Genomic DNA, 14,523 nt, shown 5'->3' with positions numbered 1-14,523 from the left:
CGGCAAAACTAGAACATTTTTTTTTGAGGATAATATTGCACCATCAAAACAAATCATTTACTTTGCATCTCAAAGTACTTTTAATATGGAAAAGGATTACTTGAAAGACATCTCTGAGATTCGCTCTATTATGGAGAAATCCTCTCGGTTTATTTCGTTGAGTGGGTTAACGGGGGTTTTGGCCGGAATTTATGCGCTGATAGGGGCATTCATTGCCAACAAGCTGATTTACAACAGCAGTACCATTCTCTACCACGACATGCTCAGTCAGCGCCAAGTGTCAGAAAACCTGACATGGCTAATTGTAGATTTAGTGGCCGTGTTTGTTTTGGCTGTGGGCACAGGGGTGTATTTCACTACTAAAAAAGCAAAGAAGCACGGTGTTAAAACTTGGGACGATAGTGCAAAAAGAGTAATTCTAAATCTTATGATTCCGCTGGTAATCGGTGGCCTTTTCGTGATGATTCTGTATACTCGTGGCTTTATTTCGCTTATGGCTCCAGCCACGCTTATCTTTTACGGTATGGCATTGATTAACGCCAGCAAATATACCTTTAGAGATATTCGCTATTTGGGCATTATTCAAGCGGGTCTTGGGCTTTTGGCTTGTCTTAGCCCTGGTTATGGCTTGCTTATTTGGGCCTTGGGTTTTGGCGTAATGCACATTGTATACGGTGCGGTAATGTACTTTAAATACGAACGTTGAAAGTTAACATACATACATTAAATAAGGCCTTTGAAAACAGGGTGAGGTTGGGCATCATGAGCGCATTGATTGCAGGCGAAGAGATGGACTTTAACCGCCTGAAGGAAATACTTGAAGTAACGGACGGTAACTTGGCCAGCCATTTAAAGGCCTTGGAAAAAGAAGAATATATAGAAGTGCAAAAATCATTTGTGGGTAGAAAACCCAATACGAAATACGTGGCCACGAAAGCTGGCAAGGTGGCCTTTATGGCGCATATCGATGCGTTGGAGGCTTTAATTAAAGAACAAACAGGGAGAGGGTAATATTTTTTTATCCTTATGCTTTGAAACACAAAGTACTTTTAAACTCAATTATCATGGAAGAAAAACAAGAGTCAATTTTCGAAAAAATTAACAACAACATTAAAACCTCAGTAAGCATAAAGTTGCTGTCCATTGGTTTTCTAATTGCCGTATTACTAATCCCCAATTCAATGATCAAATCGTTGATCAGCGAAAGGAAAATCAATCAGATTGAAGCGGTGGAAGAGGTTTCTCAAAAATGGGGTGCCCCAGTTGAAATTACTGGGCCAATTCTCACCATTCCGTTTAACAGAACTCATAAAGGAGTTGATGGCCCTTATACCACGAAGCACTACGCTCATTTTCTTCCCTCGCAGCTAGATGTTAAAGGAAAGTTGAATCCTGAAAAGCGGAAACGTGGTATTTACGAAGTCATCGTTTACAATTCTGAACTTAGTGCCGAAGGTCAATTTGAGGCCTTGGACTTCAGTAATTTTCAAGTGGAAGAGGAAAGCATTCTTTGGTCAGAAGCTTTTGTGTCTATCGGCATTCCCGACATGGCGGGCATCCAATCTGATATTCAGATTCAATTTGGAGAAAACACCTATCGTGCGGGTTCGGGAATTCCTGTTCAAGATTTATTGAGCTCGGGTGTTAATAGTAAAGTCGCAATTAATTCGGAGAGCAAGTCAATTCCCTTTTCCTTCGATTTAAATATCAACGGGACCGAGTCGCTTTCCTTCAATCCAATTGGCAAAACCACGAATATTAGTTTGGCTTCTACTTGGCCGCACCCAAGTTTTGGGGGACAGTTTTTACCCGATAGTTATAACATTACCGACAATGGTTTTACCGCGGAATGGTCGGTCTTCGATTTGAACAGAAATTACCCACAACAATGGGAAGGACGAGCGCACCAGATCAGCAATTCTAGCTTTGGCGTTGACCTTTATCAGCCAGTCGATAATTACCAGCGCAACACACGGTCGGCTAAATATGCCATCCTCATTCTGTTTCTCACTTTCATAACCTTCTTCTTTGTTGAAATTCTGAATAAAAAGCGGATTCATCCTATTCAATACATTCTTGTTGGGTTGGCTTTGACCGTTTTCTACACTCTGTTGCTTTCCCTTTCTGAACAAGTTGGGTTTAACAATGCTTACTTAATCGCATCGACTATTATAGTGGGTATGGTTTCGCTCTACGCTAAATCAATATTGCAAAGCTCGAAATTGGCAATGGTCATGTTTGGCTTCTTCACCCTCATCTATTCCTTCATTTTCATCATCCTTCAACTCGAAGATTTTGCCCTTTTAGTAGGCAGTTTTGGCCTCGTTTTAGTGCTCGGCTTCTGCATGTATTTATCTAGAAAAGTAGACTGGTATAATATCAAATCTAAAGAAATCATTAGCCATGCGTCATAAGTTAAAACTCAAAATATTAATCCGTATCGGGCTTTTCTTGTTCAGAATGTACTGCCTCATGCGGCAGCCCAAGAATAAAGAAAGGGCTTTGGCGGCTGTGCTGTTGTTGCCTGCGCTTTTGCTGCTGATTCCAACATATACCTTTACACTCACTCTGTTTCAATCCTTTTTGTTTCAGGCCATGTTGGTCTATGGACTTTTGAGTATCTTCTGGATTATTAAACACCATTACCGCTTGGCGGGCATCAACTTTTCTATTTACCTCTTGCTACTGATAAAGATCAACAGCCCCATTGGTCTGGGTTATCAAATTACTCAAGGAAAGGAGCAGATGACAGTGCTTCAATTTAATGTGTTGGCAACCAATCAAGCCTATGAAAGCACGATTGATCGGGTTATCCAGCTATCACCCGATTTCGTTTCCTTTCAAGAAGTAAGTGCCGAATGGGCCACCGCATTAAAAGAAGGTTTAGCTCATGATTACCCATTTTCCAAAGTAGTGAGTAATGACGATGCAAGCCAAGGCATTGCAGTGTTCAGTAAACATCCATTAATCGATACTGAAATCGTGGATTGGGCAGGCACGACCAATATTATCGGAAAGGTGAAAATGCATGAAGAGGAAATTAACTTTTTGGCCTTGCATACCCGTTCGCCAACCACTCGATTAAAATGGAATACCCGCAACGAACACTTGAATATAGCTAAGGAATACATCAGTGAAAAGAAAGGCGAGTTTCTGGTACTAGGCGACTTCAACACTGTGCCTTGGGACAACCGATTGAAGAACTTCAAATCGACAACCGAGTTACAGGACAGCCGTAAAAAGTTGACCCCAACTTTCCCAGCTTGGAATCCTTACTTGGCCCAAATTCCAATCGACTATATCTTCCATTCCAAAGGCATTGGTTGTCGTTCTTTGGACTCCGTTAAAATCACGTCAGATCACTTAGCAATTCTGGGCACTTATGAGTTGAGGGGGATGTGATTTGATTAATTTTTCTTACTTCAACAGTCATAATTAACAGTGTTAGGCAGTTTTATGCACACCGCTTTTCATTCTGAGTGGCAGCGAAGGAACTAGAAACGGCACAGCAAACCGAGAAATTAGATCCTTCGTTCCTCAGGAAAAGAAAGTGGGCAGTTTCGTTTCAATCAAATTTTGGTGTTAGAACAATAGTTTTCTATTAAAACTTTTCCCGCAAATAAACTGCACAACTCCCATTCTGTCCACACCGCTTTTCATCCTGAGTGGGAACGAAGGAACTAGGAGTTGTATAGCAGTCGAGAATTTAGATCCTTCGTGCCTCAGGAAAGGAAAACGGGCAGTTTTATTTCAATCAATTATTGGAGGTTAAGTAAACGCTAACCTGTCCACTAATGAATAAAGCTGGTATGATAAAGATTAACCTGACCTGTTATTCTATGCACACTGCTTTTCATCCTGAGGAACGAAGGATCTAGAAACGAAATCGTAAATCGGAGGATCTGAATTTTTTTCACTAATTTCATTTATGTCGAATTGGTCGTTTTATGTGTACATCACCACTAACGAAAGTAGGTCTGTTCTCTACACTGGAAGAACAGACAACCTGCCACAACGAATAGCGGAACACTGGTTAAAAAGAGGGTCTGAAGATACTTTTGCGGGAAAGTATCACTGCTTCAACTTGGTTTACTTTGAGCATTCTAAATACGTAAACAACTCTATTGCCAGAGAAAAGGAAATCAAGGGGTGGTTGAGAACCAAGAAAGAAGAATTGATTTCAGAGTTTAATCCCGAATGGAAATTTCTAAACGATGAAATCATGGAATGGCCGCCAATTGATCCATTCCATAGAGAGGATTTGCATAAATAGCCTTAGATCCTTCGTGTCTCAGGAAAGGAGGCCGTTAATTTTCAATCGATTATCAGATGTGAAGTAAGCCAGAGTCTATCCATTTATCAATAGTTAAGTTCATTTGCGTATGCCGAAAACTAGGCTCAACTGTAATTGTATGCACACCGCTTTTCATCCTGAGGCACGAAGGAACTAGAAGTTATATAGCAGTCGAGAGTTTAGATCCTTCGTGCCTCAGGAAAAGAAAGGAGACAGCTTACCTCCACATAGTTATTGGTAATGAAGTAAGCGCAATTCTCACTACCCAATAGATTAAACCTTATACTGCTAAAGTTAAGCTCAACTGTGATTGTATGCACACCGCTTTTCATTCTGAGGAACGAAGAATCTAGAAACGAAATCGGAGGATTCGAGTTTTTTGACTAATTTCATTTATGTCAAACTGGTCGTTTTATGTGTACATCACCACTAACGAGAGTAAATCTGTTCTTTACACTGGAAGAACAGACAACCTGCCACAACGAATAACTGAGCATTGGTTAAAACGTGGGTTGGAAGATACTTTTGCCGGGAGATATCACTGCTTCAACTTGGTTTACTTTGAGCATTCTAAATACGTAAACAACTCCATTGCCAGAGAAAAGGAAATTAAAGGATGGTTAAGAACGAGGAAAGAAGAATTGATTTCAGAGTTTAATCCCGAATGGAAATTTCTAAACGATGAAATCATGGAATGGCCTCCAGTTGATCCGTTCCATAGAGAGGATTTGCATAAATAGCCTTAGATCCTTCGTGCCTCAGGAAAAGAAAACGGGCAGTTTCTCTTTCAATAGCCGTTGTTATTAAGTGAGTTTGAGTTGATCAATTTTCATTTCCTCTTAATTCAATAGTCATAATTAAGAGTGTTAGGCAATTCTACGCACCCTGCTTTTCATCCTGACTCCAAAGCCTCGGAGTCAGGAAAAAAAGCCTTGTCACTTCAAGTCTATTATTTCAGTAAAATCAAACATCTAATTGTAATCTAAACCTTGGCCGCTCATTTGCTAAAACCAATGCTCTTGAATTAACTGCTGCATGGCAGGTTGTACTTCATTTCCGGCAATAATTTGCCTTCCGAAAATGTAGTTATCACCACCATTGAAATCGCTCACCATTCCTCCAGCTTCTTTTACAATTAACGCGCCTGCTGCTACATCCCAAGGTTGTAAGTTGTACTCAAAAAACCCTTCGAAACGACCACAAGCGGTGTAGGCCAAATCTACTGCCGCACTGCCCATTCTGCGCAAACCGTGGGTAGATTTCATAAACTCATCTAGAATCACCAAATACTGCGACATCTGCTCAAAGTTGTAATAGGGGAAGCCTGTAGCCAATAATGATTTGTCTAAGGTCTTAACAGGCGAAACTGTAATAGGAAAGTGGTTTAAGAATGCTCCTTGCCCTTTTACGGCATGAAAACACTCATCGCGGTTGATTTCATATACAACTCCTAAAGTCAATTCGTTGCGCTTCATCAAAGCAATGGACACTGCAAAAGCAGGAATGCCGTGTGCAAAATTAGTGGTGCCATCTAGTGGATCAACGATCCAATTATAGGTATCAGATTTTTTAGTGGAGGTGCCTTCTTCGGCTATAAAGCCAGAGCCTGGCAATATTTTACTCAAACCAGCAACAATTCGCTTTTCCGCCTCTTTATCTACATAAGAAACAAGGTCATTCTTTCCTTTGTATTCAATTTTAGAATGATCAAATTTTCTTGATTCCTGCCGAATGAATTCTCCCGTTTCTTTGGCAAGCACGATAACGTCTTGAAGTAGTTGCTGCATGGTCTGTTTTCTTAACCTTACAAATATAGGAGTTTCAAAACGCAGACATTATGAAAGTATCGAGAGAGTTTTTCATTTACAACTCGGAACCCAAACAAACTATTTCTTACCTCTCCAAACTCTTTATTGCTGGTGAAAGGACGCTTTTCACAAAGTCCAATTCCTTATTAAAGAAGAATTTTTGGTTGACTTCTATTTCGATGCCCGAGTAACTTTTTACACCAAACTTCTTGCGTAAAGTGGTGGTAAAACCATCATCCGTGCCTTTATAAGGCTCATTCAGATCGATGGTAAGTAAAGGCGCTAAGTCCCGAAGTTTCTCGGTCAATTCCAGGGCAATCTTGTTTTCCAATCTTCTTTTTGGGTCGAAGAGAATACCGATGTCGGTGGGGCGTTTTTTGCCTTCCCAAACTGGTGTAAAGGAATGTATAGAAAAATGAGCTACTTCGCTTTTGGCTTCTGTTTCTCTTTTAATCCAATCGGTTACTGCATTTCGGTAAGGGCGATAGTATTTATTCAAAAGAAACTGCCTAACCGAAGGTTCAAGATCAATGGTGAATTCACTAAAGAGATGGGGATGGCTTAAAGACCGGTTTACCTCCACTAAAAGTCGCGAAGTAGGATGCATAAAAACCGGAACGGCCAATTCTACCCCAAGGTAACTGGCAAGAATAGCAGCACCAGGGTCCCAACCCCGGTGCGACTCCAACGCCTCTTTCCCTCTTTTAAATAAATATTTATAACTCTCAGGCAATTCATTACCTGCATGCTCGCAGGTAATTAGAATGCGCCTTCCAAGCATGGATCAAACATTTGGTTGTTTTCCAAACAGTCGGTCAATTCGCGATACACCATTTTTAAATTGCTGTGCTCGTAATTCTCATTGGTGCTGGCCAAAATTCTGCTGGCCAAAGTACCCTGATCTAAAATTTTATGAATTTGGTCGTACCAAGGCTCAAGCCTTTCAGGATACATGATGTGCAGATTAATCAGCATCTTTCTCCAGAAATCACCAGCAGTAACTTCCTCATAAGGATTAAAACCAAAGGCTTTCAAATATTCCTTATCGTTGATTATCGTGTTTTCACCATGCCTAATTACTCCCTTAAAAATGGCCTGTAAATCAGTGGTTTTAAACTCATGCTGCGCTTCAGTAGTCATTATTTTCTCTTCCGTAAGCATTTGCAAAAAGGCAATAACCAAGTTGGCAATGGCCAAATCTGCAGAAGGACATTCCTGAATATCAATGATTCTGATTTCAATGGCACCACGGTCGAAACGAGCAATGGCACCACGTGAGTTTAACCAAATCGGATCTAAAATTCCATCCGGATCGTGCGGAGCAATGTCTTCTTCTATCTGGCTATAAATGTACTTTCTATACGTCCTTTTCGAGAAAATAGCTTCTGGAATCACCTTCCCCGTAAGGGAAGGAATGATCTTTTGGTTGTTCTGATAATAATCTAAACGCTTGTCTAGAAAGTTGGTAAACTTACCTCCGATAATGGGCGAACTGGCAGATAATGCTGGTAATAAAGGCAGAATCAAACGAATGGCACCATGAAGTTTTGAGAACTCTTCATCGTCATAAAACGGCAAGTTAATGTGCGTGCTTTGCAAGTTGCTCCAGCCATGACCTTTGCAGTTGAAAATTCTGTCGTAAGCCGCATAGATTTCTCCACTGTCGTGCGTCCAACGGAAAGACTCCGTTTCAGGGTTCATCCAAGGATGCGCAGCCGTTGGCATTAATCGAGCATTGAAAGTGCTCAAAAGCTCGTTCATTTGCTCGATGGCTTCTTGAAAATCCACACCCAATTGCACTAAATCTTTGGTTGGATGCGAGCATTTAAGTTCAAGCACGTGTAAAGCCAGTTCGTTGGACCAAGTTACTGGCCCCATATTTATTTCTCCGATATATTCTCCGGTCAAAGATTTAAACACCTCGTCTGCGATTGGCTTCACATTGAGGGTTTCTATATCCACAATCATGTATTCCAGCTCTATTCCAAATGCTTCGAACAGATGCAGGCGGTTGGTATTACTCATTCTTTTTATTTCATTTTAATCCGCTCCAGCATAATTTCCATGATGCGTTCGTAGAGCTTGTTCTTGATAATCTTATCTTCCACACCCGAATCAATGTTCGGGTTGTCGTTTACTTCTATTACATAGAATTTGCCATTCACTTCTTTGATGTCCACTCCGTAAAGTCCGTTACCAATCAGTTTTGTGGCCTTTAAAGCGGTTTGTAATAAGCCCACCGGAGCTTGTTCTACCGCCAAAGTGTCGGCATTACCCTCTACATGTTTGTCGCCTTCTTTCCAGTTTACAATTTGCCAATGGTCGCGGGCCATGTAATAGCGACACACATAAAGCGGTTCGTTATTGATAATTCCCACTCGCCAATCGAAAGGAGTTGGCATAAACTCTTGTGCAATCAGCAATTCCGACCCTTTGAAAAAGCCTTTCAAAAGAGCTTTCAATTCTTCTTCGTTTTTTACCTTTTTCACGCCTCTTGAAAAAGCGCCATCGGGCTCTTTCAGAATAAAAGGGAACTCTAGCTTTTCAGTATCGGGTGTAGCCTTGTCTTTTGAAATGATGGTTGATTTAGGAACAGGAATTTTGTTGCTGGTCATCAATTCATTCAAATACACTTTGTTGGTGCATCTCAAAATCGACATTGGGTCATCAAAGACTACCAAGCCTTCGGCTTCTGCTTTTTTAGCGAAACGGAAAGTGTGGTTGTTTACGTTCGTGGTTTCCCTTATAAAAAGCGCATCGAACTGGGTAAGCCTGGCATAATCGTTTTTGGTAATTATCTCCGTATTGAAGCCCGTTTTTTCGGCTGCCTTTACAAACTTTTGTAACGCCTTGGCGTCAGATGGCGGGTTGTCATCTTCTGGGTTTACCAAAATCGCCAAGTCGAATTTTCTTCTTGGGTTGCTGGTTCTCACCACCATTTTTTTAGTGAGGAAAAGCCCCAGTTGATCACTCAAAGTAGTGCGTTCTTCTTCACTTAAATCATGAATGTTAAGTGGTTTCAATTGTTCCAGCGCCCATTTTTCTTTCTTTACAAAAACCACTTTTAAAATAGGGGTTTGAAAAAGGTTGAAGAGCAAAAGGCCCAGTTTAGTGGTGTGTGCACTGCCCGTAAAACCAAAATATATTCTCAGTTCAACTTTAGTTTCTTTACTTCCTTTAAAGGTTTTTTGAATCACTTCATCAAAATCTTGCGCATCGTCCTTGATCATGGCCGGGTAACGGAAGTCTTGAATGGTAGAAGCTTCTGGCAATACTTTATGGCCTCTGGCTTCCGCCAAAAGCGACACATAATATCCCGTGCTTTGGTATTGGTATGATTTGCAGAGGTTAATCACTTTAACCTTGTTCAGGTGTCTTAGACCTTCGTTTGCAAAGTATTCTCTGGCGGAAATAACCTCTACGCCAGGAATATCAAAATTCCATTTCTTTGGGTTCTCTGTAACTATTAGTTTCGACATTACTGGTTTTTATCTCTTGGTTCAATAATTAATAAATTGGCATCGTAGGTTACAATGCCCAACATAATCGCATTAATCAGGCGGTTAATATCCACTTTGTAGTGTTGCTCACCGTTGTTCATGGGGTTGTTCTTCAATGGGTCGGCAATGGATACCATTCCTGTTGCCTCAGAATAACCGTTGAGTACCACAAAGTGACCTACAGGCAGACCTCTCAAATCATCATATTCGGTTACTGTATCTCCAATTTCACGTTTGCTGCCATACAAATAAGTAGCGCTTAAGCCTGTTAAAATTGGTTGCTTCGCGAAGAGGAATTTCTTGATTAATTCTGGACTCAAGTCTTCAAATTTGATTTCTCCTCCCTGTTTTAAAAACTTCATATAAGCCACAGATGCGAACTGAATTCTACGCTGTGGTTTGTACCTTTTCTGTAACCCTAGTTTAAGGAGCAAGTCAGGTGTTTCTTCTTCAAACCACGATGGATCGAACAAGTTGAGGTTATAGGTGTATAGCGTTGCTTTGTAACCACGTTTTAAGGCGTGATTGCCTAAGTTTACCGCTAACGTTCCTCCACTTTTCAGCTGCTTTACTTCACCAATTATATCAGGCAAAGAGATGTAGTCTCCGTAATATTGATAAACCGCTTGCAAACAAGTGGGTCCACAAGTGGAGTCCGTTGGCTGCGGAAGCATATCAATACCAAACCATGCTTTATCTAAAACGATCATGTATTTTTCTACCTTTAATACTCCTTTGACGAAGCCATAATAAAAAGTCACTTTGCACAGGGAATTTATGAAGAAGAGCCACTGTTATGGACAGAAGCAAACGCAACCTGAACAACTATTTTAGTCGCTTTTTTTAAGTTAGAACGATATGAAATTTTCGATAGAAGAAACTAATAAACTGCTCCGAAACCGCAGATCAATATATCCAGCCATGTATTCTGATGTGCCCGTGGATGACGCCATCATTAATGACATGCTTGAGAATGCCAATTGGGCACCTACCCATAAACTTACCGAGCCTTGGCGCTTTGTAGTTTTCAAGGGGGAAGGCTTGAAAAAACTCGCTGCTTTTCAATCAGAACTATACAAAACGCTTTCTACCAAAGCAGGCAATTTTGATACATCGAAATTTGAGAAGCTAGCGGCAAAGCCATTGTTAGCTTCTCATATTATTGCCATTGGCATGAAGCGCGACCCGAAAGCACTCGTCCCAGAAATTGAAGAAATTTCGGCTGTGGCCTGTGCCGTGCAAAACATGTATTTAACGGCTACTGCTTATGGAGTTGGCTGTTATTGGGGCTCGGGCGGAATTACTTATAAAGAAGAAGCCAAAAGCTTTTTTGGCTTAGGTGCCGAAGATAAACTGTTGGGCTTTCTTTATGTAGGAAACCTAAAAACAGATAAATGGCCAGCAGGAAAGCGCGGGCCAATTGAAGAAAAAGTGAGTTGGGTGGAAGGTTAAATATTTCAACCCTCCAAGGGTTTGAAACCCTTGGAGGGTTCTTTCACTTCGAAAACTAAAAAATCAACTGCCACCTGAAAGCCCACATCCAGCGCAACTTGAAAAAAGGAATTTCGGCTTCGCTCATGATTTTCTCTAGCTCTGCTTTTTTGAAGGCCCGCCTTACCGAAAGCGGAGCATCGTTTTTTACCATTTCAGATTTGGAAAAAAAGTGAGTCAGCCATTTGATTAAAAACTCAGCCAAGCCATGGCGATGTAAATCATTAATTACCGTCCCTTTTTTCGCTTGGGTTTTAAACTGATTGAAAATATTGATGAGTTGTTCATCGGTAAAGTGGTGGGTAAAAAGGGTGCAAAGAATGACATCGAATTGCCTTTCTTTAAATGCTTCTGAAAAAATATCACACACTTCGAAACGGATATTAGGGTAGGCTTCACAGTTATCAATCGCGTATTCCACAATGGCAGGATTGGCGTCAAAGCCTATCAATTCAACTTCCAGTTTTCTCCGTTTAGCCCATTGCGCCACGAGTTTCAGAATATCTCCACCACCACAGCCTAAATCTGCCATGATCAACTTATGTTTGGGCTTTTCGCCTATCAGTTGATCCAATCCATTGGTGGTTACATGGTTTCCCCCCAACCATTTATTAATGGTTTCTAACTCCTTCAACGTCTGTGAAATCACTTCGCCAGACGCCTCAAGATCGTCCATTAATTCTTCTTCGTATGATCGGTTTTTCAACAATTTTACTTGATTTTAATCATCATAAACATAATCATTAAAATCATGTGGAGTGTTTAAATGAGTGTTGAACAGATTCATTCACACCATTTTCTTAGCTTGAAAGGTGTGTTAATTCAGCGCTTTAAATTTATCCTTCAAATGCTATTAGACAAATCACTTACTTATGACAAGGTAATCCAGCTCCTTAGTTCCCTTTTTTAATGCGACACCATAATGTTGCTGTAAGAAATCATTAAGCTTTTCGCTTGATAGTCCTTTTGGTATACTAATGGCAAAAACTCCCTCAAATGGTTCTGCAAACACATAATCGCTTAAATAGTGTTTAGCCAATACAAGTCCGAGGTAGTTAATGTCACCAATAATATGTAAGGTTTCTTTGTCCATTGATACACTTTTCACTACACCAATAGGAACATTTACGCCAATTAAAGAAGTGACTATACTTTCATTTACGATCGTAATCTCCCACACTTCTGCTGGAACCTTTTCTTCTTTCAATACATACCCCAATTTCTTCATTAATTGCTTAGAAACACCTAGGCCAATGTCATTCATATCCGTCATTTCAGAGGTTTTCAATTCTAAAAAATATACATCCTTAGAGCGAAAAGCCTTAGTCTTGATAAATTTACCAGGGTTTAATTCAGTCAGAATTTTAGAAATATCACCACCTACCTTGAGTAAATTATTGCCTTTGCTCATGCTGGTATTCTGAACTCCTTTTTGATCGAATTTATATAGTTTGAGTTCATAGCCTTCTTCCTTGTGGTTCAGAATTAGGCTCATTTCTGCAACGGGCATCTGGTCTATATCAATGTTTTGACCTGTGAGCGAATGACATAAGAATAAAAGAAGTGTAAATGCTAGAGTTTTTTCAACGTTTTTCATTTCTCTTTGTATAAGATTAATATAGGATTCAAATCTTCGTTTAAAACTTGGTGGGCTGTTTTTAAGAACTCATTATCATTCAAACCATTGATGATCTTTTGCTCTTGTGTTTCAATCCATTCACTAGTGAGAACTGAAACGAAATACCCATTTGAATAGTTGTTAGGAGCTATAATATCTATTTTGATTTGGGAGTCAACTATGTTTTTACTCATGAATTCAATTTTGTTATCTTTCAAATAAACCCATCGAAAATTCATATCGTGCAGAATTACAAAGGACTGAGACTTGGGAGTTAAGAAATTAAAGAAGGGGCCTAGATGAATTTCTGAATTCCTTGACAATAGTTCTTCTGGAGACGATTGATAATGAGATTTATTTGAGTCATTTAGTAGAGAAGGGCGCGATGGGAACTCAACATTCACACCTGTTAACTTCCCATTGCGCAAAATATAAAGTGAGTCATTTCTAAACCCATTGCTGTAAAATAAAGATGAGCCATTAAGTCCAAAAGGCCTGTCTAAGCCAATCAGGTTTTCTACAACTCCAGATTTAACCTCACCCTCATATGGCAAGTAGCCTCCTATTATATTTCCTTCCTTATCAGTGGTGATTATCTCATACTTATCGATTCCGTTTAAAAGTGGATTTAACCTGTTGCTCTTATGAAAATAGAACTCTTCATTGTCATATTCAAAGGAAGACCCACCCCTGAACTGCAAAGGTATGTATGAGTCAAAAGAGAAGTCTTCTAGATTATAGAATAAAAGCCGATCACTTTTGTTATCCAGAATTGCCAGACGGTTGTCGACTAGCTGAAAATCGGCAATTCTTTGATATTCTGAAGGCCCAAAACCTTGCTCGTTTAACCGTCTTAAAAATTTTCCTTGTTTAGAAAACTCTGTAAGTTGATCACCTGACTCAACAAGTATGGAGGTGTCCAAAACGACTATTCGGCCTACGTTGTTAATGATACTTTCCTCATGATTTTCTAGAATTACATAAGTGATATCCTTAAAGAAATTACGCAATTCAACATCCCTGAATTCTTTGTAGTCTATAATTAAGCCGTCTGATTTTATTGACTTATCGCTTTCACATGAAGAAGTACCTGATACTGCTAAAAGCAGTACCAGATAATGAAATGTTAAAACCTTAAGCTTTTTCATAGGTTAAAGTACTCCTCCATTTGGGATACAAACCGCGGTGTTTGGCCCGCAACATGCATATGTGTCTCCCGTACAAGTTACACTTGGCCCTGTTTGGTCAATAATGGGAATGCCCAAAATGGTAAGACTCCTTTCAAATTGACATTCCGAGGCACCAGGCCCTCCTGCCGCACAAGTTTCGTCCGATGCCAATGCAGCGCCACTGAAAGTAAACATAAACATCACGATGAATAAAGCACTAAATATTCTTGCTTTCATAATTTAAATTGTTTTGATAAAAATTAAAACTCATAGCCAACCTATTGTCTAGAATTATAAATTCGCTACTTGTTTATAAACTTAATCTCTATAAGTGACATAAAATGACAGTATATAATTTAATTAGCAACTATTTTTTTAATTTATCATGTTTATGTATGATATTGAATCTCTTGAAGCCATAAGTCCATTCAACTTCATGCTCATAACAGTAGCTATTAACGAAAATATTGTAGTAGACTGGCGCATTTAGTTCTTTCATCAAGTCAATTAAACGATAGAGTTGCCTCTCGCTTATTTTAAGCTTTCTAGCGCATTCCTTTGGATTTCCTGTAGCTTTTAATCTGATCAGTCCATGCAGTCGTTCGATTCTTTGAAGTTGCTTGATCATAATTGTCACTATTTA

At 39.8% G+C, this 14,523-nt stretch carries 17 protein-coding genes; 7 read left to right on the top strand and 10 right to left on the bottom strand.

Going from position 1 to position 14,523, the window contains the following annotated elements; genetic code table 11:
• Positions 1-85 precede the first annotated feature (85 nt).
• The 6 genes from AAC026_RS02240 to AAC026_RS02215 all read left to right on the top strand — a co-directional run bounded on the left by AAC026_RS02240 (position 86) and on the right by AAC026_RS02215 (position 5,034).
• Complete coding sequence (locus AAC026_RS02240) at positions 86-706, top strand: hypothetical protein (RefSeq protein WP_339694729.1); 621 nt, start codon at positions 86-88, stop codon at positions 704-706.
• A complete protein-coding gene (locus tag AAC026_RS02235; RefSeq protein ID WP_084375943.1) occupies positions 703-1,011 on the top strand; it encodes a transcriptional regulator in 309 nt (102 codons plus the stop codon). The genes AAC026_RS02240 and AAC026_RS02235 overlap by 4 nt, the downstream gene beginning before the upstream one ends.
• 53 nt (positions 1,012-1,064) lie before the next feature.
• Positions 1,065-2,414, top strand: a complete 1,350-nt coding sequence (gene creD / locus AAC026_RS02230; RefSeq protein WP_339694724.1) for a cell envelope integrity protein CreD — start codon at positions 1,065-1,067, stop codon at positions 2,412-2,414.
• A 58-nt stretch (positions 2,415-2,472) separates the two neighbouring features.
• The gene (locus AAC026_RS02225; protein ID WP_339694721.1) at positions 2,473-3,402 is read left to right on the top strand and encodes an endonuclease/exonuclease/phosphatase family protein; all 930 of its coding nucleotides are present in this window, start codon (positions 2,473-2,475) and stop codon (positions 3,400-3,402) included.
• Positions 3,403-3,928: 526 nt separating this feature from the next.
• Positions 3,929-4,273, top strand: a complete 345-nt coding sequence (locus AAC026_RS02220; protein WP_339694718.1) for a GIY-YIG nuclease family protein — start codon at positions 3,929-3,931, stop codon at positions 4,271-4,273.
• A gap of 416 nt (positions 4,274-4,689) precedes the next feature.
• Positions 4,690-5,034, top strand: a complete 345-nt coding sequence (locus tag AAC026_RS02215; RefSeq protein WP_339694715.1) for a GIY-YIG nuclease family protein — start codon at positions 4,690-4,692, stop codon at positions 5,032-5,034.
• Positions 5,035-5,298: 264 nt separating this feature from the next.
• On the opposite strand, the gene AAC026_RS02210 is transcribed toward AAC026_RS02215, so the two are convergent.
• From AAC026_RS02210 to AAC026_RS02190, 5 genes are all read right to left on the bottom strand, one after another.
• Positions 5,299-6,081, bottom strand: coding sequence for an inositol monophosphatase family protein (locus AAC026_RS02210; protein ID WP_339694713.1), 783 nt, complete (start codon positions 6,079-6,081; stop codon positions 5,299-5,301).
• Positions 6,082-6,187: 106 nt separating this feature from the next.
• The gene (locus AAC026_RS02205; protein WP_339694710.1) at positions 6,188-6,883 is read right to left on the bottom strand and encodes an N-formylglutamate amidohydrolase; all 696 of its coding nucleotides are present in this window, start codon (positions 6,881-6,883) and stop codon (positions 6,188-6,190) included.
• Positions 6,862-8,127, bottom strand: coding sequence for a glutamate-cysteine ligase family protein (locus AAC026_RS02200; protein ID WP_339694708.1), 1,266 nt, complete (start codon positions 8,125-8,127; stop codon positions 6,862-6,864). Before AAC026_RS02200 ends, AAC026_RS02205 begins: the two co-directional genes overlap by 22 nt.
• Before the next feature lie 5 nt (positions 8,128-8,132).
• The gene (locus AAC026_RS02195) at positions 8,133-9,581 is read right to left on the bottom strand and encodes a RimK family protein (protein ID WP_339609049.1); all 1,449 of its coding nucleotides are present in this window, start codon (positions 9,579-9,581) and stop codon (positions 8,133-8,135) included.
• Positions 9,581-10,363, bottom strand: a complete 783-nt coding sequence (locus AAC026_RS02190; protein ID WP_339694707.1) for a peptidase-C39 like family protein — start codon at positions 10,361-10,363, stop codon at positions 9,581-9,583. Before AAC026_RS02190 ends, AAC026_RS02195 begins: the two co-directional genes overlap by 1 nt.
• 97 nt (positions 10,364-10,460) lie before the next feature.
• Here AAC026_RS02190 and AAC026_RS02185 point away from each other — a divergent pair, with 97 nt between their 5' ends.
• On the top strand, positions 10,461-11,054 hold the full coding sequence (locus AAC026_RS02185; protein WP_339694704.1) for a nitroreductase: 594 nt from the start codon (positions 10,461-10,463) through the stop codon (positions 11,052-11,054).
• Positions 11,055-11,109: 55 nt separating this feature from the next.
• On the opposite strand, the gene AAC026_RS02180 is transcribed toward AAC026_RS02185, so the two are convergent.
• The 5 genes from AAC026_RS02180 to AAC026_RS02160 all read right to left on the bottom strand — a co-directional run bounded on the left by AAC026_RS02180 (position 11,110) and on the right by AAC026_RS02160 (position 14,508).
• Positions 11,110-11,799: a methyltransferase domain-containing protein gene (locus AAC026_RS02180; protein WP_339694702.1), complete on the bottom strand. Its 690-nt coding sequence runs from the start codon at positions 11,797-11,799 to the stop codon at positions 11,110-11,112.
• A 156-nt stretch (positions 11,800-11,955) separates the two neighbouring features.
• Positions 11,956-12,690 (bottom strand): hypothetical protein, encoded by a 735-nt coding sequence (locus AAC026_RS02175; protein ID WP_339694700.1) that lies wholly within the window; start codon positions 12,688-12,690, stop codon positions 11,956-11,958.
• Positions 12,687-13,859, bottom strand: coding sequence for a 6-bladed beta-propeller (locus AAC026_RS02170; protein WP_339694697.1), 1,173 nt, complete (start codon positions 13,857-13,859; stop codon positions 12,687-12,689). Before AAC026_RS02170 ends, AAC026_RS02175 begins: the two co-directional genes overlap by 4 nt.
• Before the next feature lie 3 nt (positions 13,860-13,862).
• Complete coding sequence (locus tag AAC026_RS02165) at positions 13,863-14,117, bottom strand: hypothetical protein (protein WP_339694694.1); 255 nt, start codon at positions 14,115-14,117, stop codon at positions 13,863-13,865.
• 130 nt (positions 14,118-14,247) lie between these two features.
• Complete coding sequence (locus tag AAC026_RS02160) at positions 14,248-14,508, bottom strand: hypothetical protein (protein WP_339694692.1); 261 nt, start codon at positions 14,506-14,508, stop codon at positions 14,248-14,250.
• Positions 14,509-14,523: the final 15 nt, after the last annotated feature.

Source organism: uncultured Roseivirga sp. (assembly GCF_963973945.1).
GTDB lineage: Bacteria > Bacteroidota > Bacteroidia > Cytophagales > Cyclobacteriaceae > Roseivirga.
The sequence above is the reverse complement of the archived record's forward strand: the minus strand, read 5'-3'. Positions and strand labels throughout refer to the sequence as shown.

What these genes read in the sequence shown, in the direction of transcription:
- AAC026_RS02240 (WP_339694729.1), top strand. Translation starts at nt 86, where the DNA reads ATGGAAAAGGATTACTTGAAAGACATCTCTGAGATTCGCTCTATTATG.
- creD (WP_339694724.1), top strand. Translation starts at nt 1,065, where the DNA reads ATGGAAGAAAAACAAGAGTCAATTTTCGAAAAAATTAACAACAACATT.
- AAC026_RS02225 (WP_339694721.1), top strand. Translation starts at nt 2,473, where the DNA reads ATGCGGCAGCCCAAGAATAAAGAAAGGGCTTTGGCGGCTGTGCTGTTG.
- AAC026_RS02220 (WP_339694718.1), top strand. Translation starts at nt 3,929, where the DNA reads ATGTCGAATTGGTCGTTTTATGTGTACATCACCACTAACGAAAGTAGG.
- AAC026_RS02215 (WP_339694715.1), top strand. Translation starts at nt 4,690, where the DNA reads ATGTCAAACTGGTCGTTTTATGTGTACATCACCACTAACGAGAGTAAA.
- AAC026_RS02210 (WP_339694713.1), bottom strand. Translation starts at nt 6,081, where the DNA reads ATGCAGCAACTACTTCAAGACGTTATCGTGCTTGCCAAAGAAACGGGA.
- AAC026_RS02205 (WP_339694710.1), bottom strand. Translation starts at nt 6,883, where the DNA reads ATGCTTGGAAGGCGCATTCTAATTACCTGCGAGCATGCAGGTAATGAA.
- AAC026_RS02200 (WP_339694708.1), bottom strand. Translation starts at nt 8,127, where the DNA reads ATGAGTAATACCAACCGCCTGCATCTGTTCGAAGCATTTGGAATAGAG.
- AAC026_RS02195 (WP_339609049.1), bottom strand. Translation starts at nt 9,581, where the DNA reads ATGTCGAAACTAATAGTTACAGAGAACCCAAAGAAATGGAATTTTGAT.
- AAC026_RS02185 (WP_339694704.1), top strand. Translation starts at nt 10,461, where the DNA reads ATGAAATTTTCGATAGAAGAAACTAATAAACTGCTCCGAAACCGCAGA.
- AAC026_RS02175 (WP_339694700.1), bottom strand. Translation starts at nt 12,690, where the DNA reads ATGAAAAACGTTGAAAAAACTCTAGCATTTACACTTCTTTTATTCTTA.
- AAC026_RS02170 (WP_339694697.1), bottom strand. Translation starts at nt 13,859, where the DNA reads ATGAAAAAGCTTAAGGTTTTAACATTTCATTATCTGGTACTGCTTTTA.
- AAC026_RS02165 (WP_339694694.1), bottom strand. Translation starts at nt 14,117, where the DNA reads ATGAAAGCAAGAATATTTAGTGCTTTATTCATCGTGATGTTTATGTTT.
- AAC026_RS02160 (WP_339694692.1), bottom strand. Translation starts at nt 14,508, where the DNA reads ATGATCAAGCAACTTCAAAGAATCGAACGACTGCATGGACTGATCAGA.